This is a genomic window from Streptomyces sp. NPDC025721, from assembly GCF_055558595.1.
Genome location: NZ_JBVHMF010000003.1, coordinates 182,562 through 208,291 on the forward strand (window position 1 = coordinate 182,562; position 25,730 = coordinate 208,291).

The following is a 25,730-nucleotide window of genomic DNA, read 5'->3' on the forward strand; positions in this document are numbered from 1 at the left end:
GCACTCCGGGGATCGTGGGGACCTGCGGGCGGGGTTTCCAGAGAACGAGCGGGTCATCACGTGCCCAGCTCACGGTCGATCAGGGCGAAGATCTCCTCGTTGCTCGCGGCGCCCAGCGCGTCCTCGTCCGTCGCGCTCCCGCCGGGGCCTTCGGGTGCCTCGTCGTCCGCGGCCTCGTCGTCGCCGACCTTCCACAGCAGGCGCTCAAGGCGCTTGACGAATTTCGCGCGGGCCGGTCCCTCGGGCAGTCCGGCCGCCAACGCGCTTTCCAGTCGGTCGAGTTCGGCCAGGCCCGGCGTCCCGGCGGTGTCCTCGCCGCCGAGGCCCAGTTCCTCGCGCAGGTGGCGGGCGAGGACCGCGACCGTCGGATAGTCGAAGACGAGCGTCGACGGCAGGGCCAGGCCGGTCGCCGTACCGATCCGGTTGCGCAGTTCGACCGCCATGAGGGAGTCGAAGCCCAGCTCGCGGAACGGCCGGTCCTGGTCGACGGATTCCCCCGTGGCGCCGTCGAGGGTCACGTGGCTGGTGACCGCGGCGGCGTGCCCGCGCACCAACTCGACCAGCTCGCGCTCCTGTTCCGCCGCCGGGCGGCCCGCCAGCCGGGACCGCAGTTCTCCCGCCGTGGCCGCACCGGTCCCCGCGGCTTCCGTGTCGCCCGCCGCACCGGACCGCAGTGCGGCGACCGCCTCGGGGATCTCCGCGAACAGCGCGGTCGGGCGCTTGGCGTGGAAGACGGGCGCGAACCGCTCCCAGCGCAGGTCGATGACCACCGGGGCGGTCTCGTCGCGGTCGAGCGCCTGTTGGAGGGCGGTCACGGCCAGCGCGGGCGCCATCTCGTGGATGCCCTCCAGGCGGCCCCGGGCACCGACGTCCCCCGCGGCCATACCGGTACCGGCCCACGTACCCCATGCCACGGAGGTGGCGGGAAGTCCCTCGGCGCGGCGGCGCTCGGCCAGCGCGTCCAGGAACGCGTTGCCTGGCGCGTAGTTGCCGAGTCCCGGCATGCCGAAGGTCGCTCCGAAGGACGAACAGAGCACGAACGCCGACACGTTCATGTCCCGCGTCAGCTCGTGCAGATGCACCGCCGCACCGGCCTTGACGCGCAGCACCCGTTCCATCTGATCACGGGTCAGATGTGCCACCACGCTGTCGTCCAGAACGGCCGCGGCGTGGAACACGGCCGACAGCGGTTCCTCCGCCGGGATCGCGGCGAGTACGGCGGCGAGCGCGTCGCGGTCCGCGACATCGCAGGCGGCGAAGGTGACCCGTGCGCCGGCCTGCACCAGCTCCTTCTCCAGGGCGGCGGCGCCCGGCGCGTCCGCCCCGCGACGGCTGACCAGCACCAGGTGCGGCGCTCCCCCGGCGGCCAGCCAGCGGGCGATGTGCGCGCCGATCCCGCCGGTACCGCCCGTGACCAGCACGGTGCCCTCGGGCAGCCATGTGCGGACGGCGGCCGAGTCGGCGGCCGGGGCCCGCAGCAGGCGACGGCCCAGCAGCCCGCCGAGGTCCGGGCGCAGCGCCACATGGTCCTCGTCGGCGATCCCGGCGAGGGCGGCGGCGAGGGCACGGCCGGACCGGGCCGTCGCCTCCTCGGACAGCTCCGCGAGTGGCGTGGCCGGAAGATCCAGCAGCCCGCCCCACAGCAATGGGTGCTCCAGCGCCACCACCCGGCCGAGGCCCCAGATCTGCGCCTGCGCCGCCGAGACCGTCCTGTCCCCCGCCGCCACCGACACCGCCCCACGGGTGGCGCACCACAGCGTCGGCTGCGTCCCGGACTCCTCGGCCACCGCCACCAGGGCCTGGACCAGGGAAACGGTGGCGGCCAGGCCCTCCGTGACCGCCGGCCGCTCGGGATCGGGCGTCTCGTCCAGCGCGAGCAGGGACAGGACGCCGGTGAGGGGGGTGGTCCGCTCGGTCGTGTCGCCGTCGGTGCGGGACCGCAGCTCTGCGGCGAGGGCGTCGGCGCTTCCCGCTGTAGTGGTCGCGTCGAGGTGCAGCCGTTCGACCTGGGCGCCGTGGCCGGTCAGGGCCGCGTCCGCGAGGTCGGCCCATTCGGCGGGACACCGGTCGGCCGGGGGCAGCACCAGCAGCCAGCGGCCGGTGAGCCGTACCTGCGCCGGGGACACGACCGGCCGCCAGCCGATCCGGTACCGCCAGCCGTCGACCGCCGACGCCTCACGGCGGCGCCTGCGCCACGTGGACAGCGCGGGCAGCGCCTCGCGCAGCGGCAGATCGGTGACGACGCCCAGCTCACCGGCCACCGTGTCGGCGTCTCCGCCGTCCACGGCCGCCCAGAACGCCTCTTCCACGGCATCGGGCACCCCGGCGTTCGCCGCGCCGCCCGCCGCTGCCCGCTCAGGATCGTCGTCCTCCAGCCAGTAGCGCTGCCGCTGGAAGGCGTAGGTGGGGAGGTCCACGCGGTGGGCGGGAGTTCCGGCGAAGACGGACCGCCAGTCGACGGGGAGACCCCGTACCCAACCCTCCGCCAGCGAGGCCAGGAAGCGCTCCTGACCGCCCTCGTCACGGCGGAGGGTGCCCAGGGCGACGGCGTCGGAGCCTGCGTCCTCGAACGTCTCCGCCAAGCCGACAGCCAGGACCGGGTGCGGGCTGGACTCGATGAAGTAGCCGAAGCCGTCGGCGAGGAGGGCCCGGACGGTCTCGTCGAAACGGACCTCCTGACGGAGGTTGGTCACCCAGTAGTCGGCGTCCAGCGCGGTGGTGTCGAGCTTTCCGCCGGTGACCGTGGAGTAGAACGGAACCTGCGACGCCTGGGGCTCGATGCCGTCCAGTGCCTCAACTACCTCGTCACGTATGGCATCGACCTGTGCCGAATGCGAGGCGTAGTCCACATCGATACGACGCGCCCGTACGCCCCCGGCCTCGCATGCGGCGAGAAGGTCGTCCAACGCCTGCGGCTCGCCCGAAACAACTGTGGACGAGGGCCCGTTCACCGACGCGACAGAAATACGACCGTCCCACCGCGCGATCCGCTCCCGTACGTCCTGCGCGGGCAGCGCGACGGACACCATCCCACCGTTGCCGGACAAGGTCCCGCGAATGGCCTTCGCCCGCAACGCCACGACCTTCGCCGCGTCCTCCACGGAAAGCGCGCCCGCCACGCACGCGGCGGCAATCTCACCCTGACTGTGACCGATCACCGCACCCGGCTCGACACCGGCAGCACGCCACACCTCGGCCAGCGACACCATCACCGCCCACAACGCCCCCTGAACCACGACCACATCGTCCAGAGCCCCGCTACGAATCGCCTCCACCACCGACGACCCCACGTAAGGACGCAGCGCCGCGTCACACTCCGCCAACCGCGCCCCGAACACCGGAGACGACCCCAGAAGCTCAGTCGCCATCCCCGCCCACTGCGACCCCTGACCAGGGAACACGAACACCACCCGACCCGCGTCGGAGCGAACCGCTCCGCTCACCAGGCCGGGGGCGGGCGTGTCCGCCGCGAGCGCGCCGAGTACGTCCAGGGCCTGTGTGCTGCTCGCGGCCAGGACCACCGCGCGGTGCTCCATCGCGGAGCGGGTGGTGGCCAGCGAGAGGCCGATGTCCGCGGCTGCGGCGGTAGCGGCCAGGTCGGCGGCCAACCGGTCCGCCTGCCCGCGCAGCCCTGCGGTCGACCGTGCGGACACCGGCCACGGAACGACGTTGAGCGATCCCAACGGGCCCTCGGCCGGGCCGGGTTCGGCGATGTCCTCGCTTGCGGCCTGCGGCTCCTCAAGGATCACGTGCGCGTTCGTCCCGCTGATCCCGAAGGCCGACACTCCCGCCCGCCGCGTACGCCCCTCGCCCCGGACCCACTCGCGCGCCTCCGCCAGCAGCTCCACCCCGCCGCCGGACCACTCCACGTGCGGCGTCGGCTCGTCGACATGCAGGGTCCTCGGCAGGACTCCGTGCCGCATGGCCTGCACCATCTTGATCACACCCGCCACGCCCGCCGCGGGTCCTGAGTGCCCGATGTTGGACTTCACCGAGCCCAGCCACAAAGGCCGTTCGCCGGTCCGCTCCCGCCCGTACGTCGCGAGCAGCGCTTGCGCCTCGATGGGGTCGCCGAGCGTCGTGCCGGTGCCGTGCGCCTCGACCACGTCCACGTCCGCGGCGCTGAGGCGGGCGTCGGCGAGCGCGTCGCGTATCACCCGTTCCTGAGCGAGGTTGTTGGGGGCGGACAGTCCGTTGCTGGCGCCGTCCTGGTTGAGCGCGGTGCCACGGACGACGGCCAGTACACGGTGGCCTTTGCGGCGCGCGTCCGACAGCCGCTCGACGAGCAACGCGCCCGCGCCCTCTGCCCAGTTGGTGCCGTCAGCGGCGGCGGCGAACGCCTTGATCCGGCCGTCGGGCGCCAGGCCGCGCTGGCGGCTGAACTCCACGAAGGCGTCCGGAGTCGGCATGACCGCGATGCCGCCCGCGAGCGCCATCGTGCAGTCGCCGGAACGCAGCGCCTGCACGGCCAGGTGCAGGGCCACCAGCGACGACGAGCACGCCGTCTCGACGCTGAGCGCGGGCCCTTGGAGACCGAACGTGTACGCGATCCGCCCGGCGGCGACGCTCGACATGGTGCCGGTGATGACGTAGCCCTCGACCGGCTCGGGCGTGCGCCGCAGCCGCGACACGTATCCGTTGGCGACGATTCCGGTGTAGACGCCGACCCGTTCCTCGCGCACGGCGCGCGGGTCGATGCCCGCACGCTCGAACGCCTCCCAGGAGATCTCCAGCATGAGCCGCTGCTGCGGGTCCATGCCGAGCGCCTCGCGCGGGGTGATGCCGAAGAACGCGGGGTCGAAGTCGGCCGCGCCGTCGAGGAATCCGCCCTCGGTGACGTAACTGGTGCCACGGCTCTCCGGGTCGGGGTCGAAGAGTCCGGCCAGGTCCCAGCCGCGGTCGTCGGGGAACGGCCCGATGGCGTCACGCTCGCCGTCCACCAACCGCCACAGATCCTCGGGCGATCGCACACCGCCCGGGTAGCGGCAGGCCATGCCGACGATCGCGACCGGCTCCTGGGCGGCGGCCTCGGCCTCCCGAAGCCGCTGCTTCGTGACGCCCAAGTCGGCCATCACCCGCTTCAGGTACTCCCGAAGCCTCTCCTCCGTATTACCGGTGGCCATTCCCCTCGCTCCTTCGACGATCTGCGACGTTTGTCCGACAGCGGTGACCGGAGCGGCTCAGCCTGTGCCCAACTGTTTGTCGATCAGCGCGAACATCTCGTCGTCCGACGCGGTGTCCAGCGCGATTCCGCCGGTGTCGGCGCCCGCCTCCGCACCGGTCGCCGCGTCTCCGCGCCACGCCCAGAGCAGCGACTCCAGACGCCGGGTGATCCGCTCACGCGTCTCGCCGTCCGGCGAGATTCCGCCGAGCCGCGTGGCGATCCCGTCCAACTCGTTCAAGACCTCGGCGTGTTCACCGTCGACCGGCGCACTTTCCATCTCGTCCAGCAGGAAGCGGACCAGGCTGATCGGCGTCGGGTAGGAGAAGACGACAGTCGCCGGGAGCTTCAATCCGGTCGCCGCGCTCAGCCGCTTGCGCAGTTCGACTGCGGTCAGCGAGTCGAAGCCCAGTTCCTTGAAGGCCCGTTCGGCCGCGACGTCGTCCGGAGTGGCGTGCCGCAGCACCGTCGCCACCTCCACGCGCAGCAGGTCGAGCAGTACGCGCTCCCGCTCCTCGCGGTCGAGTCCCGCAAGCCGCAGGGTCAGCGCGTCCGGGTCGACGTCGGGACCGTCGTCCAGCACCTCGGTCCGCGCCGTCGTGCGGACGGCGGGGCCGGAGCGGTCGATGTCCAGCCAGTAGCGGCGCGGTTGGAAGGCGTACGTAGGCAGGTCCACGAGGTGGGCGGGGGTTCCGGCGAAGACGGACCGCCAGTCGACGGGCAGGCCGCGTACCCAGCCTTCGGCGAGGGAGGTGAGGAAGCGTTCCTGGCCGCCTTCGTCGCGGCGGAGGGTGCCCAGGGCTACGGCGTCGGAGCCCGCGTCCTCGAACGTCTCGGCCAGACCGACAGCCAGGACCGGGTGCGGGCTGGACTCCACGAAGTACGTGAAACCGTCCGCCAGTAGGGCCCGGACGGTCTCGTCGAAACGGACTTCCTGGCGGAGGTTGGTCACCCAGTAATCGGCGTCCAGCGTGCTCGTATCGATACGGCCGCCGGTCACCGTCGAGTAGAACGGGATCTGCGACACCTGGGGCTCGATGCCGGACAGGGCCTGGACGACCTCGTCGCGTATGGCGTCCACCTGCGCGGAGTGCGACGCGTAGTCCACATCGATACGGCGCGCCCGTACACCCTCGGCCTCACACACCGTCAGCAGCTCAGCCAGCGCCAGGGGTTCACCCGAAACGACCGTGGACGAGGGCCCGTTCACGGACGCGACGGAAATACGACCGTCCCACCGCGCGATCAGCTCCCGTACGTCCTGCGCGGGAAGCGCGACCGACACCATCCCACCGTTGCCCGACAACGACCCGCGAATCGCCTTCGCCCGCAGCGCCACCACGCGCGCCGCATCCTCCACGGAAAGCGCACCCGCCACACACGCGGCGGCAATCTCACCCTGACTGTGACCGATCACCGCACCCGGCTCGACACCGGCAGCACGCCACACCGCCGCCAGCGACACCATCACGGCCCACAACGCCCCCTGGACCACCACCACATCGTCCAGAGCCCCGCTACGAATCGCCTCCACCACCGACGAGCCGACGTAAGGCAACAGGGCCGCATCACACTCCGCCAACCGCGCCCCGAAAACCGGCGAGGAGTCCAACAACCCCAACGCCATCCCCGCCCACTGCGACCCCTGACCAGGAAAGACGAAGACCACGTGGTCGGCCGGTCGGCCGTCGGTGTCGTCCACCGTGGCCAGGCCCGTGACGGTGGCACCTGTGGGGGTGCCTGAGGCGAGGGCGCCGAGGGCCGAGGGGTGGTCCGGGTCCAGCACGACCGCGCGGTGCTCCCACGCGGCGCGGGTCGTCGCCAAGGCGAGGCCGATCTCCGGCGCGGCCGGGCCGTGGCCGGCCAACGTGTACTCCAGCAGCCGCTCGGCCTGGTCGCGCAGTGCGGCGGCGGACCGCGCGGACACGGGCCACGGAACAGTGGACCCCAGCGGCCCGAGCGGCCCGTTCGCGGGTCCCGACCGGGCCTCCGGCGTACCGGCCCGGTCGCCCGAGTCTCGCGGATCGCGCGCGTCCGCCGAGCCGGCCGCACCGCCGACGCCGCCCGCGTCGTCCGTAGGCTCACCGGCCTCCTCCAGGATCAGGTGCGCGTTCGTCCCGCTGATGCCGAAGGCCGACACACCTGCTCGCCGCGCACGTCCGTCACTCCTGACCCACTCCCGCTCCTCGGTCAGCAGTTGCACCCCGCCGCCGGACCAGTCCACGTGCGGTGTCGGCTCGTCGACATGCAGGGTCCTCGGCAGGACTCCGTGCCGCATGGCCTGCACCATCTTGATCACACCTGCCACGCCCGCCGCGGCCGAGGTGTGGCCGATGTTGGACTTCACCGAGCCGAGCCACAGCGGCCGTTGGCCGTCGCGTCCCGCGCCGTAGGTGTTGAGCAGGGCGGTCGCCTCGATCGGGTCGCCCAGGGAGGTGCCGGTGCCGTGCGCCTCGACCACGTCCACGTCGGTGGCGGAGATCCTGGCGCTGCGCAGCGCGGCGCGGATGACGCGTTCCTGGGAGGGGCCGTTGGGGGCGGTGAGGCCGTTGCTCGCACCGTCCTGGTTGACCGCGGAGCCGCGGATCAGGGCCAGGACGCGGTGGCCGTTGCGCCGGGCGTCCGACAGCCGTTCCAGCAGGAGCAGGCCCAGGCCCTCGGCGGGGCCGAAGCCGTCGGCGGAGGCCGCGAAGGCGCGGCAGCGGCCGTCAGGGGACAGGGCGCGCTGGCGGCTGAACTCGGGGTAGCCGATGGCGGTGGACATGACGGTCACTCCGCCGGCGACGGCCAGGGAGCATTCGCGGCTGCGCAGTGCCCCGGCGGCCAGGTGCATGGCGACCAGCGACGACGAGCAGGCCGTGTCGACGCTGATCGCCGGGCCTTCGAGCCCGAAGGTGTAGGCGACGCGGCCGGACATCACGCTGGCGAAGTTGCCCGTCGCGTAGTAGCCCTCGACCTCCTCGGGGATGGCGGGGAGTTCCCAGCCGTAGTCGGCGGAGCTGAAGCCGATGAACGTGCCGGTGGGGCTGCCCTTGACGGACAGCGGGTCGATGCCTGCCCGTTCGAAGAGTTCCCATGTGCAGGGCAGGAGGAGCCGTTGCTGCGGGTCCATGCCGAGGGCTTCGCGGGGGGAGATGCCGAAGAACGACGCGTCGAATTCGGTTGCTCCGGTGAGGAATCCGCCGCCCCGCACGTAGTTGCTGCCGGGCCGCGCGGCGTCCTCGTCGTAGCGGTCGTCGATGTCCCAGCCCCGGTCCTTGGGGAACGGGGTGATGGCGTCGCCGCCCTCGGCGACCAACTGCCAGAGGTCGTCGGGGGTTTCGACGCCGCCCGGGTAGCGGCAGGCCATGCCGACGACCGCGATCGGCTCGTTCCTGGCGGCGGTGGCGTCGCGGAGCCGCTGCTGGGACTCGCGCAGGTCGCCGGTCACCCGCTTCAGGTACGCGAGCAGTTTCGCCTCGTTCTCCGCCATTGCCATCCTTTTCGACTCCAGGCTCTCCGGTTCAGGAATGTCCCGTCCGCGTGCGGCGGATCAGGGGTTGCCGAGTTCGCGGTCCAGCAGGTCGAACATCTCCTCCGCGGTGGCCGACTCGATCTCGCCCCGGCCGTCGCGTCGTTGCCGTACCTGCCACAGCAGTTCCTCCAGGCGGCCGACGACTTCGGCGGTCTCCTCACCGTCCGCGGGCAGAGCGGCGACCGCGCCCGCGAGGGCGTCCAGCTCGTCCAGGACGGATCCGGTGCCGGTCCCGCCGGTGCTCACGGGACCGGTCGCCGCGGACGCGGCACCGGTGGTGAAGCGGGTCCGCAGGTGCTGGGCGAGCGCGGTGGGCGTGGGGTGGTCGAACACCAGGCTCGCGGGCAGCTTCAGGCCGGTCGCGGTGGACAGGCGGTTGCGCAGTTCGACGGCGGTCAGCGAGTCGAAACCGAGATCCTTGAACGTGCGGCCCGCCCGTACCGAGGAGTTGTCGGCGTGCTGAAGGACGCTGGCTGCTTGGTCACGTACCAGGTCGAGGACGTTCTTGAGCTGGTCGGGCTCGGAGAGCGTCGCCAACCGGGCGGCGAATTCGGCGCCCGCGGTGGTCGGGGCGGCGGAGTCGGCCTGATCGGTCTCGGTGCGCAACGCCGCTTGTACCTCGGGGAGTTCGGCGAGCAGCGGGCTGGGGCGCAGCGCGGTGAAGCCGAGGACGAACCGTTCCCAGTCGACATCGGCGACGGCAACGAACGTCTCGTCGTGCGCGACGGCCTGGAGCAGTGCGGTGGCGGCTCGTTCGGGGTCCATGGCCAGTACGCCGCGGCTCTCCATGTAGGCGGCGGCGCCCTCGGCCTCCATCATGCCGCCGCCGTCCCAGGCGCCCCAGGCCAGTGAGGTCGCGGTACGGCCGAGCGAGCGGCGCCGCTCGGCGAGCGCGTCGAGGTGCGCGTTGGCGGCGGCGTAGACGGCCTGCCCTCCGCTGCCCCAGACCCCGGCGTTGGAGGAGAAGAGCACGAAGGCGTCGAGCGGTGTGCCGCCGAGGAGGTCGTCCAGGTGGCGGGCTCCGGCGATCTTGCCCGAGGCGATGCGGGTGATGTCCTCGTCGGTGGTGTCGATGGCGGCCAGGTAGGTCTGCGGGGCGCCGGCCGCGTGGAAGACCGCGCTCAGCGGCCGGTCGGCGGGGACGCCCGCGAGGAGCGCGGCCACCTCGGACCGGTCGGCGACGTCGCACGCGGCGAACGTGACGCCGGCGCCCGCCGCCTCCAACTCCGCGCGCAGTTCGGCCGCGCCGGGCGCGTCGGGGCCGCGGCGGCCCGCGAGCAGCAGGTGCGGGGCGCCTTCGGCGGCGAGTCTGCGGGCGACGCGCGCGCCGATCCCGCCCGTTCCCCCGGTGATCAGAACGGTGCCGTCGGGCCGCCACGCGGCGGCTCGTGCGGAGTGCGCGGCCCCGAGAGGCGTACGGATGAGCCGCCGCCCGTGGACTCCGGAGGCCCGTACCGCGACCTGGTCCTCGACGGCGGACGCGGAGCCGCCGGACGCTGGGTCCACGGCCAGGGCGTCGGCGGCTGCCGGGTCGGCGGTCCCGTCAGGGCCGGGCAGTCCGCCGAGGACGGCGGCGAGCCGGACGGCGGCGGCCGGGTCGGGCACGGGCGGCAGGTCGACCAGGCCGCCCCACTGGCGGGGCTGCTCCAGCGCGATGGCCCGGCCCAGGCCCCAGACCTCGGCCTGGCCGGAGCGGGGCCCCGCGTCGCCCGGTGCCGTCCTGACGCCCTCCGCGGTGGCCGCCCACAGCCGCCCGGTCAGTTCGGCGTCGGCGGCGGCCTGGGCGAGGGCGAGGGTGACGCGGGCGGCCGGGGAGAGACCGGCGGCAGCCGGTGCCGGGGCTTCGCGCCAGGCAGGGGCGTGGCCGGGCGTGCCGGAGCCGACGGGGGCGTGGCCGGGCGCGCTGGTGTCGGAGACCGCAGGGCCGGTGCCGTCGACTGCGGACGCTCCGGGCACCTCGTGCGCGGCAGCCTCCTCGACACCGCCATTGGCGGCGCCAACCGTCTCGGAACCGCCCGCCTTCGGCACACCCGTCTCGGACCCGTCCGCCCCCTGACCGCCGGTCTCGGAGTCCCCGAGGGCGAGCAGGGACAGCACGCCGTCGGCCTCGACCGTCCGGAGGAGTTCGGCGAGGGCCGCCCGGTCGGTCCGGTCGGCGGGGATCTCGATGTGGGTGACCGTGGTGCCCGCGGCGGCGAGCGCGTCGCCCGCCGCGGCGGCCCACGGCTCGTCCGGGAAGCTGAGAATCGTCCACCGCCCGCGCGGCGCACGGGCGTTCGCGGTGTCCAGGGCGCGCCAGGCGATGCCGTAACGCCACCGGTCCAGGGCTGTACGGTCCAGGCTACGGCGGCGCCAGGACGACAGCGCGGGCAGGACCGTCGCCAAGTCGTCCTCTCCGGAGTCGAGTTCGAGTTCCCCGGCCAGGTGCTCCAGGTCGCCGCGTTCGACGGCGGCCCAGAATCCGGCGTCGGCGAGGTCGCCCGTGCCGCTGGTGGTGGGCGCGGTTCGGTCCCGCAGGTCGTCCAGCCAGAAGCGGCGGCGCTGGAAGGCGTACGTCGGCAGGGCCAGCGGCGTACCGCCCGAACCGGGCGCCAGGGGCCGCCAGTCGACGCCGGGCAGGCCGCGGACGAAGCCCTCGGCCACGGAGGTGGTGAAGCGCGCCATGCCGCCTTCGTCACGGCGCAGCGTGCCGACCGCGACGCCGTCGCGCTCGGCGTCCTCGAAGGTCGCGGCCATGGCGGTGGTGAGCACCGGGTGCGCGCTGGCCTCGACGAAGAACCGGAAGCCGTCGCTCTCCATGGCCAGCACCGCGGCCTGGAAGTCCACCGGGCGGCGGGCGTTGAGGTACCAGTACGCGTTGTCGAGGGTCGTCGTGTCGACGAGGCCGCCGGTGACGGTCGAGTAGAACGGGACGGTGGCGCGGCGCGGTGTGATGTGCGCGAACAGTTCCATGATCCGCTCGCGCAGCGGCTCGACCTGGGCGCAGTGGGAGGCCACGGTCGACCCGACGACGCGGGCTCGGACGCCGTCGGCCTCGCAGGCCGCGACGAATTCCGTCAGCGCCTCGGTGTCTCCGGCCACGGTGACGGCGGTCGGGCCGTTGCGTCCGGCGATGTCAAGTCGCCGGCTCCACGCGGCTGTTCGCGCCTCGACCTCGGCGACGGGCAGCGCCACCGAGGCGACCGCGCCGTTGCCGACGAGTTCGGCGGCGAACAGGGCGCTGCGCAGCGCGATGATCTCGGCGGCGTCCTCCATCGTGAGCGCGCCCGCCACCAGCGCGGCGGCTATCTCGCCTTGGCTGCTGCCGACGACGGCGGCGGGTTCGACACCGACCGACCGCCACAGTTCGACCAGGGAGACGTTGACGGCGAACAGCACGGGTTGCAGAACCTCGATGAGGTCCGGCGAGGGCGCGCCGGGCATTCCGCGCACGACGTCGGTGACCGACCAGTCCAGGTGGACGCGGAGCGCCGCGTCGCACTGGGCGAACCGCTCGGCGAACACCGCTGAGGTGTCGAGGAGTTCGGCCCCCATGCCCTTCCACTGCGAGCCCTGTCCGGGGAAGACGAAGGCCACCCTGCCGCGTACGTCGGCGGCGCCGGTGACCGCCCCTGCGGTCGGCGTACCGTCGGCGAGCCCGCCGAGCGCGGCGGCGGCCTGCGCGCGGTCACCCGCCAGGACGACGGCCCGCTGTTCCAGGACAGTCCTGGTGGTCGCCAGCGCGTGTCCGATCTCGGCGTCCGTGGTGTCGGGCCGGTCGGCCACGAAGGCCGCGAGGCGTCCGGCCTGCGCGCGCAGCGCCGCCGCGGACTTGGCGGAGAGCACCCAGGGGACGACGGTGCCGGGCGGGTCGCCCACGACGGCGGCCGGGGCCGGGGCGGCGGGTACGGCGGGCGCGTCGGACGTTCCGGGTTCGTCCCTCTCGCCGAACTCGGAGCCAGGAGCGGCCAGTTCGACCGCCTCGACCAACTCAGCGGGCGGCTCTTCCAGGATCACGTGCGCGTTCGTTCCGCTGATGCCGAACGAGGAGACCGCGGCGCGGCGCGGGCGGCCCCGGTCGGGCCACGGCGTCGCCGCGTTGAGCAGCCGGAGCCTGCCGGAGGACCAGTCCACCTCGGGCGAGGGCTCCTCGGCGTGCAGAGTGCTGGGCAGCGTGCCGTGGCCCATCGCCATGACCATCTTGATCAGGCCCGCGACACCGGCCGCGGCCTGTGTGTGGCCGATGTTGGACTTGATGGAGCCCAGCCACAGCGGCTGGTCCCGCGCGTGGTCCCTGCCGTAGGTGGCGAGCAGCGCCTGCGCCTCGATCGGGTCCCCGAGGTTGGTGCCGGTGCCGTGCGCCTCGACCGCGTCGACCTCGTCGCCGGTCAGACCGGCGTTGGCGAGGGCCGCGCGGATGACGCGCTGCTGGGAGGGGCCGTTCGGCGCGGTGAGGCCGTTGCTCGCGCCGTCCTGGTTGACGGCGGAGCCGCGCATGACGGCGAGGACGCGGTGGCCGTTGCGGCGGGCCTCCGACAGCCGCTCGACCACCAGCATGCCGACGCCCTCCGAGAAGCCGGTGCCGTCGGCGTCCGCGGCGAACGCCCTGCACCGCCCGTCGGGCGACAGCACGCGCTGGCGGCTGAACTCCACGAAGCCGAACGGGCTCGGCATCACCGTCACGCCGCCGACCAGGGCCAGCGAGCACTCCCCCGCCCGTAGCGCCTGAGCCGCCAGGTGCAGGGCGACCAGCGACGACGAGCAGGCCGTGTCCACCGTCATCGCCGGTCCTTCGAGGCCGAGGACGTACGAGACGCGGCCGGAGATGACGCTCAGCACGTTCCCGGTGACCGAGTACCCCTCGACGCGCTGCTGAAGGTCGGGGTCCTGGCCGTAGCCGGTGCCGACCGCGCCGATGAACACACCGGTACGGCTGCCGCGCAGCGTGGCCACGTCGATCCCGGCGCGTTCCACGGCCTCCCAGGCCGCCTCGAGTACGAGCCGCTGCTGCGGGTCCATGGCCAGCGCCTCACGCGGCGAGATGCCGAACAGTTCGGCGTCGAAGTCCGTCGCGCCGCGCACGAAACCGCCCTGCTGGGCGTAGCTCTTGCCCGACCTGGCCGGATCCGGGTCGTACAGGTCCGCGAGGTCCCAACCCCGGTCGGTGGGGAACCCGGAGATCGCGTCGGTGCCCGACGCCACCAGGTCCCACAACTGCTCGGGCGAATCGGCACCGCCCGGGAAGCGGCAGGTCATGGCGACGACGGCGACAGGATCGTCGTCGAGCCCGGCCGCCGCCGGAAGGGCTCCGGCCGGGGCACGGTCGTCGGCGGTCGCGGCGCCGAGGCCCAGTTCGTCCTCCAGATGCGCGGCGAGGGCGTCGGGGGTGGGGTGGTCGAAGACCACGGTGGCCGCGAGCCGCTGCCCGATCGCGGCACCGAGGCGGTTGCGCAGCTCGACACCGGTCAGCGAGTCGAAGCCCAGCTCCTTGAACGCCCGCTCGGGGTCGACGGCGGCCGGCGATCCGTGGCCGAGCACCGCCGCGACGTGCGTGCGTACGACGTCGCGCAGGGCCTCGGTCCGTTCGGCAGGCGACAGCGCGGAGAGCCGCCGGACCAGGGCCGAGGAGTCGGCACGGGCCGAACTGGTCGCCACGGCACGGGACTTACGGACGGACGCGGTGGTCAGTTCACGGGTGAGGGCGTGGAAGGCTTCCCCGGTGCTCTGGGCGTCGCCGGGCGTCAGACGCGCGGTGACGGCGAGCGGCGTGTCCCAGTTCACGGCCGCGTCGAACAGCCCGATCCCCTGCTCGACGCTCATCGGCACCACGCCGCTACGGGCCAGGCGCGCCCGGTCCACTTCGCCGAGGGAGCCCGTCAGCTCGGAGTCGGTGGCCCAGTGTCCCCACGCCATCGACACAGCCGCAGCGCCACTCGTACGGCGCACACCGGCCAGAGCGTCCAGGAACGTGTTCGCCGCCGCGTAATTGCCCTGCCCCGCCGTGCCCACCACGCCCGCCAGCGACGAGAACAGCACGAACAACGACAGGTCCAGGTCCCGGGTCAGCTCATGCAGATGCCACGCCGCATCCACCTTCGCGCCCAGCACACTCCGGATACGTTCCGCGTCCAGGTCCGGCACCAGACCGTCGTCCAGCGCGCCCGCGCAGTGCACCACACCGCCCAACGGCCGTTCCCCGCCGAAGCGCGCGAGCAGCCCGGCCACCTCGTCCCGGACCGCGACATCACACGCCACGACCTCGACCCGCGCACCGGCCGCCACCAACTCCGCCACCAGCGCATCCGCACCAGGCGCGTTCGCACCACGCCGACCCGCCAGTACGACATCGCGCACACCGTACGAGGCCACCAGATGCCGGGCCACCAGCCCGCCCAGCAGACCCGTACCACCCGTGATCACCACCGCACTCGCGGCATCCACCCGGCGGGGAAGGCTCAGCACGACCTTGCCGACATGCCGCGCCTGCGACATGAACCGCAACGCCTCGTCCGCCCGCCGTACGTCCCACACCCGCACCGGCAACGGCTCCAGCACACCGTCCGCGAACAACCCCGCCAACTCGCGGAGGATTTCGCCGAGTCGGTCCGGAGAGATGTCGGTGAGGGCGTACGGGTGGTACGTGACGCCGGGGTGCTCGGCGGCGACGGCCTGCGGGTCGCGGATGTCGGTCTTGCCCATCTCCAGGAACCGGCCGCCACGCGGCAGCAACCGCAACGACGCGTCCACGAACTCCCGCGCCAGCGAGTTGAGAACGACGTCCATGCCGTGGCCATCGGTGGCCCGCCGGAACGCGTCCTCGAAGTCGAGGGTGCGGGACGAGGCGATGTGGTCCTCGGCGAGACCCGCCAGCCGGAGCGTGTCCCACTTGCCCTCGCTGGCCGTCCCGAAGACCTCGGCACCCCAGTGCCGGGCCAACTGCGTGGCCGCCATCCCCACACCACCGGCAGCGGCGTGAATCAACACCCTCTGTCCGGACCGGAGTTCGCCGAGATCGGCCAGGCCGAACCAGGCGGTCATGAAGACTACGGGGACGGCGGCGGCCTGCTCGAAGCTCCAGCCCTCCGGCACCCGCACGACCAAGCGCTCGTCCACCACCGCCAACGGCCCGAACGACTCCGGCAGCAGACCCATCACCCGGTCACCCACCACGACACCCGCGACGCCAGGACCGACCTCGACCACGACACCCGCGCCCTCGGTTCCGAGGTACGCGTCCGGGTCGGGGTACATCCCCAGATTGATCAGCACATCGCGGAAGTTGACTCCCGCGGCACGGACGTCGACCCTCACCTGACCGGCGACGAGCGGTGCCTCGGCGGCCGGGTCCGGCTCGACGGACAGTCCGTCGAGCGTGCCGTCGCCGGAGGCGACCAGCCGCCACGCGCCCTCGGCGGGCGGCACCAACCCCCCGCCACCGGAAGGCGCCCGCACCAGCCTCGGCACCAGCACCTCACCACCGCGCACCGCCACCTGCGGCTCACCCGCCGCCACCGCGACACCGACCGCGTAGGCGAGCGTGTCTCGCACCGCAGCCTGTCCCGACGCGAGGTGGACATCGACATCGACATCGACGTCTGAGTCGATCAGCAGGAAACGCCCGGGATTCTCGGCGAGCGCGCTGCGCACCAGGCCCCACACCGGGGCGTGGACGAGATCGGCGACAGGCTCACCGCTGTGAGTGGACACGGCCCCACGGGTGACGAGAACCAACCGAGAATCTGCGAACCGCTCCTCTACCAACCACTCCTGGACCAGACCCAGCACGCCGGTCACCGCGTCCGCCACCGCACCCGGCACATCGCCGGAGACTGAAGCCGGGGGCAGCACCAGGCCGACCAGCGGCGGAACCGGCTGCGCCGCGTCGATGTCGGAAAGCCGTTCCAGGAACACGCATCCGTCGGGCGCGCCGCCGTCGGCGGACAGCGCGGCCGGCACCCAGTCCACGCGGTACAGGCCGTCGGCCGTGCCTGCCGCACTCGCGGCGGCGACGCGGATCCGGTCGGCGGTCGCCGTGCGCAGCGCGAGCGATGCCACCGATACCACGGGAGCCCCCTCGGCATCGGCCAGGAGCACCGAGGCGGCGTCCTCGCCCGCAGGCCGCAGCCGTACGCGTACGGAGGTCGCGCCGACCGCGCCGAGCGCCACGTCGGTCCAGGCGAACGGCAGCCGCAGGGAGGTGAGTTCGGCGGGCGAGCCGCCGCGCAACAGGACGATCCCGTGCAGGGCCGCGTCGAGCAGGGCCGGGTGGATGCCGAACTTGGCCGCGTCCTGGTGGAGTTCGTCCGGCAGCGCGGCCTCGGCGTAGACGTCGTCGCCGTGCCGCCACGCGGCGCGCAGCCCCTGGAACGCCGGACCGTAGCCGTAACCGGACGCGCCCACCTCGGCGTAGAAGTCCTCGACCGGTACCGGCACGGCGCCGGGCGGCGGCCACGCGGTCAAGTCCTCGGTCACCTCTGCGGTGTCGGACGCGACCGCGAGAGTGCCGACCGCGTGCAGAGCCCAGGGCGCCGACTCCCCCGTCCCTTCGGGCCGTGAGTGGATGCCGAGTTCGCGCCGTCCGTCCGCGTCGGGCGCGCCGACGGAGACCTGCACCTGCACGCCGCCGCTCTCCGGAACGACGAGCGGTGCCTGAAGCGTCAGCTCCTCTACGCACCCGGCCCCGACCTCGTCAGCGGCCCGCAGCGCCCACTCCGCCAGCGCGGCACCGGGGACCAGGACGGTCCCCTCCACCCGGTGATCGCCCAGCCACGCGTGCGACGCCAGCGACAACCGGCCCGTGAGCACCACCTGATCCGAACCGGCCAGCCTCACCACCGCGCCGAGCAGGGGGTGGTCCGCAGCGGCCTGCCCGAGCCCGCTCGGGTCCCCGGCGCGCGCGGCGTCGGCAGTCAGCCAGTAGTGCTCGTGCTGGAAGGCGTACGTCGGCAGGGCGAGTTGCCCAGCACCCGTCGAATCCGGCGTACCGGCGAAGACGGACCGCCAGTCGACGGGCAGGCCGCGTACCCAGCCTTCGGCGAGGGAGGTCAGGAAGCGTTCCTGGCCGCCTTCGTCACGGCGGAGGGTGCCGAGCGCGACGGCGTCGGACCCGGCGTCCTCGAAGGTCTCCGCGAGACCGACTGCGAGAACCGGGTGCGGGCTGGACTCCACGAAGTAGCCGAAGCCGTCGGAGAGCAGAGCCCGGACGGTCTCGTCGAAACGGACTTCCTGGCGGAGGTTGGTCACCCAGTAGTCGGCGTCCAGCGTGCTCGTGTCGATACGGGCGCCGGTCACCGTCGAGTAGAACGGCACCTCGGACGAGGTCGGTGTGATCCCGGACAGGGCCTGGACGACCTCGTCCCGGATCGCGTCCACCTGTGCCGAGTGCGAGGCGTAGTCCACATCGATACGGCGCGCCCGTACGCCCTCGGCCTCACACGCCATCAGCAGCTCAGCGAGCGCTTGAGGTTCACCCGAAACGACCGTGGACGAAGGCCCGTTCACGGACGCGACGGAGATACGGCCGTCCCAGCGCGCGATCCGCTCCCGTACGTCCTGCGCGGGCAGCGCGACGGAGACCATTCCGCCGTTGCCGGACAAGGTCCCGCGAATGGCCTTCGCCCGCAACGCCACGACCCGCGCCGCATCCTCCACCGACAACGCACCCGCCACGCACGCCGCCGCGATCTCACCCTGGCTGTGACCGATCACCGCACCCGGCTCAACGCCCACCGACCGCCACACCGCCGCCAGCGACACCATCACCGCCCACAACGCACCCTGAACCACCACCACGTCATCCAGAGCGCCCTCGCGGATCGCCTCCACCACCGACGACCCGACGTAAGGCAACAGGGCCGCGTCACACTCCGCCAACCGCTCCGCGAACACCGGAGACGAAGCAAGCAACGCCATCGCCATCCCCGCCCACTGCGACCCCTGACCAGGGAAGACAAACGCCACCCGGCCGTCGCCCGATCGCGTTGCGCCGCTGACGAGTCGGGCGGCCGGGGCTCCTTCGGCGAGCGCGCCGAGGACGTCCTGGGCGTGTTCGGCGTCGGCGGCCAGGACCACGCTCCGATGGGGCAACGCCGCTCGGGAGAGGGCCAGTTCGCGGCCGACCGAGGTGAGGGCAGGTGCGTCGTCCGTCCCTGTGAAGGACGCCAGGCGTCCGGCCTGGCCGCGCAGCGCGTCCGCCGACCGCGCGGACACCACCCACGGCACCACCGTCAGCGCCCCCAACGGGCCTGCCTCCGGGCCGACTTCGGGCTCGCGCTCTGGCTCCGAAGAGGTGTCGGCCCCAGCGTCGCCCCCTGGCTCCTCCAGGATCACGTGCGCGTTCGTCCCGCTCGCCCCGAAGGCCGAGATCCCCGCGCGGCGCGGGTGGGTGTCGGCGGTCCACGGCATCGCCTCGGCGAGCAATTCGACCGCGCCGCTCGTCCAGTCGACGTGCGGCGTCGGCTCGTCCGCGTAAAGGCTCTTGGGCAGCACCTCGTGGCGCATCGCCTCGACCATCTTGATGACGCCCGCGACCCCGGCCGCGGCCTGCGTGTGGCCGATGTTCGACTTCACCGAGCCCAGCCACAACGGGCCCTCGCCGCCACGCTCTTGGCCATAGGTGGCCAGCAGCGCCTGCGCCTCGATCGGGTCCCCGAGCGTGGTCCCCGTACCGTGCGCCTCGACCACATCGACATCTGCGGCCGTCAGCCCCGCGCTGTCCAGGGCTGCCCGGATCACCCGCTCCTGGGAAGGCCCGTTGGGCGCGGTCAGCCCGTTCGACGCACCGTCCTGGTTCACCGCTGAGCCCCGCATCACTGCCAGCACCCGGTGACCGTTGCGCCGCGCGTCCGACAGCCGCTCCAGCAGCAAGACGCCGACGCCCTCGCCCCACCCGGCGCCGTCCGCCGCTGCCGAAAACGCCTTGCTCCGGCCGTCGGGCGCCATGCCCCGCTGACGGCTGAACTCCACAAAGAGGGTGGGCGTGGACATCACCGTGACGCCGCCGGCCAGGGCGAGGGAGCACTCCCCCGACCGCAGGGCCTGCGCCGCCAGATGCATCGCGACCAGCGACGACGAGCACGCCGTGTCCACCGTCATCGCCGGACCCTCGAACCCGAAGGTGTACGACACGCGGCCGGACACGGCGGCCGGGGACGAGCCCATCAGGGCGTAGCCCTCGGTGTCGTTGGCCGTGGCATCGGCGCCCACGGCGTAGTCGTGGTGCATGACTCCGGTGAAGACACCCGTCGAACTGCCCTTCAGCGAACCGGGATCAATACCCGCCCGCTCCAACACCTCCCACGACGCCTCCAGCAACAGCCGCTGCTGCGGATCCATCGACAACGCCTCACGCGGAGACACCCCGAAGAACCCCGCATCAAACTCACCCGCCCCATAGAGGAACCCACCCTCACACGCATAACTCCGCCCCGCCACACCAGGATTCGGATCAAACAACCCCTCAACATCCCACCCCCGGTCCACCGGGAACCCCGACACCGCATCCCCACCCGAAGCAACCAGCAACCACAACTCCTCAGGCGAACCCACACCACCCGGATACCGACACGCCATCCCCACAATCACCACCGGATCGGCCGCCTCACGCGCCGACAGGGGACCCGCCGTACCCCTACGGGCGGCGACCTGACCGGTGCGCTCGTCACCGAGCACCAGCGTGCGGAGGAAACCGGCCAACGACCGTGGCGTCGGATAGTCGAAGACAAGCGTCGCCGGAAGCCGCAGGCCCGTCGCTCCCGCGAGCGCGTTGCGCAGTTGCAGGCCGGTCAGCGAGTCGAAGCCGAACTCCTTGAAGCTGCGGGCGGGTTCGACGGCGGACGGGTCGGCGTATCCGAGGACTGTCGCGGCGCGGCCCCGGACCAGGTCGAGCAGATAGCGGAGTTGGTCCTCCTCGGTCAGGCCGGTGAGGGCGCGCAGGAGGCTGCCGGAGTCGCCGCCGACGTCGGTGGCGCGGCGCGGTCGGCCGCGGACCAGACCCCGGTAGAGCGGGAGGATGGGTTCGCCCGCGCGGGCCGCGCTGCGCAGGGCGCGCAGGTCGAGGCGGCTGACGACGTGGACCCCGGAGCCGCCGTCGGCGGACGCGACGGCGTCGAAGAGTGCCAGGCCCTGCTCGGGCGACATCCGCGTGACGCCCATTCGCAGGTAGCGGGCCACGTCGGCGTCGCCGAGGTGGGCCGTCAGCTCGCTGGCCTCTGACCAGTAGCCCCAGATCAGGTCGGTGACCGGCAGTCCCTCGGCGCGGCGGCGCGTGGCGAGGGCGTCCAGGAAGACGTTGGCCGCCGCGTAACCGGCCTGGCCCGGGTTGCCGAGCACACCGGCGATCGAGGAGAACAGCGCGAACAGCGACAGGTCCAAGTGCCGTGTCAGCTCGTGCAGATGCACCGCCGCGTCCACCTTCGGCGCGAGGACTCGCGCCACCTGATCGGGCGTCAGTGCCGATACCACTCCGTCGTCGAGCACGCCGGCCGCGTGCACCACACCCGTCAGCGGCCGGTCGGAGGGAATCGCCTCCAACAGCGCGGCCAACGACGCCCGGTCGGCCACGTCACAAACCGCGATCTCGACGCTCGACGCGCCCGCGTCCAGCAAGCGCCGCTCCAACTCCGGTGCGCCCGTGGCCGCCCGGCCCCGGCGGCCGACCAGCAGCAGATGCCGCACCCCGTGCGCCGAGACCAGATGCTCGGCGAGGAGCCGTCCGAGGGTGCCGGTTCCGCCGGTGATGAGCACGGTCCCGTCGTCGCGCAGCGGCACCGGCGCGGGCCCGGCCGGGGCGACGCGGGCGAAACGGGGCGCGAGGAGCACGCCGTCGCGTATCGCGATCTGCGGTTCGCCGAGGTCGACGGCGGAGGCGACAGCGGCGGCCAGGGTGCCGGAGGCGGCATTGGTGCCACGGGTGCCGTCCGTGCCAGCGGTGCCGTCAGTGCCAGTGCTGCCGTCGGTGTCGATCAGGAGGAAGCGGTCCGGCGCCTCGGACTGGGCGGTCCGCAGCAGCCCCCACACGGGTGCGTGCACGAGGTCCGCCACCTCGTCGTCCGGCCCGGTGGAGACCGCCCGGGTGGTGACGACGACCAGCCGCGAGGCGTTCAGCCGCTCGTCGGCGAGCCATGCCTGGACGAGGGCGAGCGCGTCCATGACGGCGGTGCGCACCCGCGACGGCAGCTCACTGTCGACCTCCGACCGAGTGTTCCCGGGACCCAGCCGGGTGATCACATGGGCGGGGGATTCCAGGGTGCCCGCGTCCAGGCCCGCCAGCAGCGCGGCGACATCCGTGACGTCCTGGCCGCCGCCCAGAGTGAGGACCGGTCCTGGCGCGGGGGCGGCGGCCCCGGCGGAAACGGGCAGCGGTGTCCAGTCCAGGGCGAAGAGGCCGTCCCGGCCGGCGGTGCCATCGGCCTGCCGGAGCTGCTCGGGGGTGGTCTCACGCAGGACGACGGACTGCACCTCCGCGACCGGGGCCCCTGCCGCGTCGGCGAGCGTCAGCGCGACGGCACCGCCGTCCAGCGGGCGGACCCGCAGCCGCAGCCGACTCGCGCCGACGGCGGACAGCGCCACGCCTTCCCACGCGTAGGGCAGCCGCAGCGGCGCCGACTCCGGCGTACCGCCGTCGAGCAGGGACACGGCGTGCAGGACCGCGTCGAGCAGGGCGGGGTGGAGGGCGAAGCGTTCGGCGTCCTTGGCCGCCGCGTCGGGCAGCGTGACCTCGGCGTACACGTCGTCGCTCTGCCGCCACGCGGCGCGCAGGCCCTGGAACGCCGGACCGTAGCCGTAACCCGCCGCCGCCACCCGGGCGTAGAAGTCCTCGACCGGGACCGGCCGGGCACCGGCGGGCGGCCAGTCTGTCAACCCGGCGCTTTCAGCGGACCGTTCCGTACTGAGGACGCCGACGGCGTGCCGTGTCCACGGTTCGTCGTCCGCGATGCCGTCCTCGCCGCGCGAGTGAATCGTGATCTCGCGGCGTCCGTCGGCGCCCGGGCCGCCCACCGCCACCTGGAGCTGGACGGCACCGCCCTCGGGGATCACCAGCGGCGCCTCAAGGATCAGCTCGTCGATCTGCTCGGCGCGGATCTCCTCACCGGCACGCAAGGCGAGTTCCACGAAAGCCGCGCCGGGCAGCAGCACGGTGTCGTTCACGACGTGGTCGGCCAGCCACGCGTGCGTACGCAGGGAGATCCGGCCGGTCAGCAACAGGGCGTTCTCGTCGGCGAGTTGTACGGCCGCGCCCAGCAGCGGATGGTCGGCCGCACCGAGCCCCAGCGACGAGGCGTCCGCGCTGCCGAGCGAGCCCGACTCCAGCCAGTAACGCTGATGCTGGAAGGCGTACGTGGGCAGGTCCACGCGGCGGGCGGGGGTTCCGGCGAAGACGGACCGCCAGTCGACGGGCAGGCCGCGTACCCAACCCTCCGCCAGCGAGGTCAGGAAGCGTTCCTGGCCGCCCTCTTCGCGGCGGAGGGTACCCAGGGCGACGGCGTCCGAGCCCGCGTCCTCGAACGTCTCCGCCAAGCCGACAGCCAGGACCGGGTGCGGGCTGGACTCCACGAAGTACCCGAAGCCGTCCGCCAGTAGGGCCCGGACCGTCTCATCGAAACGGACTTCCTGGCGAAGGTTGGTCACCCAATAGGCCGCGTCCAGCGTGCTCGTGTCGATACGGCCGCCGGTCACCGTCGAGTAGAACGGGACATCGGAGGTTGCCGGTTCGATGCCGGACAGAGCCTCAACTACTTCCCCGCGTATGGCGTCCACCTGTGCCGAGTGCGACGCGTAGTCCACATCGATACGGCGCGCCCGTACACCCTCGGCCTCACACGCCGTCAGCAGCTCAGCGAGCGCCAGGGGTTCACCCGAAACCACCGTGGACGAAGGCCCGTTCACCGACGCAACGGAAATACGACCGTCCCACCGCGCGATCCGCTCCCGTACGTCCTGCGCGGGCAGCGCGACCGACACCATCCCGCCACGCCCCGACAGAGACCCGCGAATCGCCTTCGCCCGCAGCGCCACGACCCGCGCCGCATCCTCCACGGAGAGAGCACCAGCGACACACGCCGCCGCGATCTCACCCTGACTGTGACCGATCACCGCACCCGGCTCGACACCCACAGCACGCCACACCGCAGCCAGCGACACCATCACCGCCCACAACGCCCCCTGAACCACCACCACGTCATCCAGAACGCCCTCACGGATCGCCTCCACCACAGACGAACCCACGTAAGGACGCAGCGCCGCGTCACACTCCGCCAACCGCGCCCCGAAAACCGGCGAGGAGTCCAACAACCCCAACGCCATCCCCGCCCACTGCGACCCCTGACCAGGAAAGACGAACGCCACCCGACCCGCGCCCGGACGCACCACACCGGACACCACACCCGAGGCCGCAACGCCCTCCGACAGGGCCGCCAGCCCCGGCACCATTGCCTTGACGTCATCGGCGAGGGTTACCGCGCGGTGCTCAAGTGCCGCGCGGGAGGCGGCAAGTGCGCGCCCGATGTGCGCCAGAGCGGGCAGCTCGTTCGAGTCGGCCGCAAAGGCGGCAAGCCTCGCGGCTTGGCCGCGCAGCGCGGCGGCGGACCGCCCGGACACCACCCACGGCACCGCTGCCAGCTCGCCCAACGGGCCCTGAGCCAAGGGTGTTTCGTCCACGGACACGGGTACGTCGGCCTGGGGTGCGTCTTCCAGGATCACGTGGGCGTTCGTCCCGCTGATACCGAACGAGGACACGGCGGCCCGGCGCGGGCGGTCCCCGCGCTTCCAGTCGACCGGCTGTTCCAGCAGACGGACCGCGCCCGCGGACCAGTCGACGTTCGAGGTGGGCGCGTCGATGTGCAGGGTGCGCGGCAGCTTCTCCTCCTGGAGGGCCAGCACCATCTTGATGACACCGGCCATGCCTGCGGTGTGCGCGGTGTGGCCCAGGTTCGACTTGACCGACCCGAGCCACAGCGGGCGGCCTCCCGTGCGGCCCTTGCCGTACGTGGCGAGCAGTGCCTGCGCCTCGATCGGGTCGCCGAGCCTCGTGCCCGTACCGTGCGCCTCGACCGCGTCGACCTCGTCGCCGGTCAGACCGGCGTTGGCGAGGGCCGCGCGGATGACGCGTTGCTGGGAGGGGCCGTTCGGCGCGGTGAGGCCGTTGCTCGCGCCGTCCTGGTTGAGGGCTGAACCGCGCACCACCGCAAGGACGTTGTGGCCGTTGCGGCGTGCGTCGGAGAGCCGTTCGACAAGGAGCATGCCGACGCCCTCGGACCAGGCGGTGCCGTCTGCCCCGGCGGCGAACGCCTTGCAGCGGCCGTCGGGCGCGAGGCCGCGCTGTCGGCTGAAGTCGACGAAGACCCATGGTGTCGGCATCACGGCCACGCCGCCGACGAGCGCGAGCGTGGACTCGCCGTTGCGCAGGGACTGCACGGCCAGGTGCAGGGCGACGAGCGACGACGAGCACGCGGTGTCGATGGTCAGCGCGGGGCCTTCGAGGCCCAGGGAGTACGAGACGCGGCCGGAGATGACGCTGATGAAGGAGCCGGTGCCGGTGTAGCCCTCGACGCCTTCGGGCACCTGCTGCATGTTGGTGAGGTAGCCGGTCCCCGCGGCGCCGACGAACACGCCGGTCTTGGTGCCCTTGAGCGAGCTGGGGTCGATACCGGCGCGCTCCAGCACCTCCCACGACGACTCCAGGACGAGCCGCTGCTGCGGGTCCATGCCCAGGGCCTCACGCGGCGAGACGCCGAACAGCTCGGCGTCGAAGTCCCCTGCCCCGTCGAGGAATCCGCCCTTGAGGAGGTACGTCTTGCCGGGCGCGTCGGGGTCCGCGTCGTAAAGGGCCTCGGTGTCCCAGCCTCGGTCGGACGGGAAGTCGGCGATGGCGTCGCCGCCGGTGTCGAGCAGCCGCCAGAAGTCCTCGGGTGTGCCGACGTGACCGGGGAACCGGCAGGCCATGCCGACGATCGCGATCGGCTCGCTCTCCCGGTCCTTGACCTCCTGCAACTCCTGCCGGGTCTGGTGCAGGTCGGCCGCGACGCGCTTCAGGTAGTCGACCAGCTTGTCGTCGTTCGTCATCCGAGGCGTTCCTCC

The 25,730-nt window shown here is 72.8% G+C and carries 1 protein-coding gene and 2 pseudogenes; all 3 read right to left on the reverse strand.

The window, feature by feature from the left end; all coding sequences use genetic code 11:
* Positions 1-56: 56 nt before the first annotated feature.
* Positions 57-5,069: pseudogene (locus tag ACZ4EF_RS07165) on the reverse strand (type I polyketide synthase); the annotation flags it as partial.
* A gap of 111 nt (positions 5,070-5,180) precedes the next feature.
* Positions 5,181-8,633 carry a type I polyketide synthase gene (locus ACZ4EF_RS07170; RefSeq protein ID WP_467503206.1) on the reverse strand — a complete coding sequence of 1,151 codons (3,453 nt, stop codon included), beginning with the start codon at positions 8,631-8,633 and terminating at the stop codon, positions 5,181-5,183.
* A 60-nt stretch (positions 8,634-8,693) separates the two neighbouring features.
* A pseudogene (locus ACZ4EF_RS07175) lies at positions 8,694-25,697 on the reverse strand (SDR family NAD(P)-dependent oxidoreductase); the annotation flags it as partial.
* Positions 25,698-25,730: the final 33 nt, after the last annotated feature.

Bases quoted from the DNA above. Each gene is read 5' to 3' on its own strand.
- ACZ4EF_RS07170 (WP_467503206.1), bottom strand. From the start codon at position 8,633: ATGGCGGAGAACGAGGCGAAACTGCTCGCGTACCTGAAGCGGGTGACC.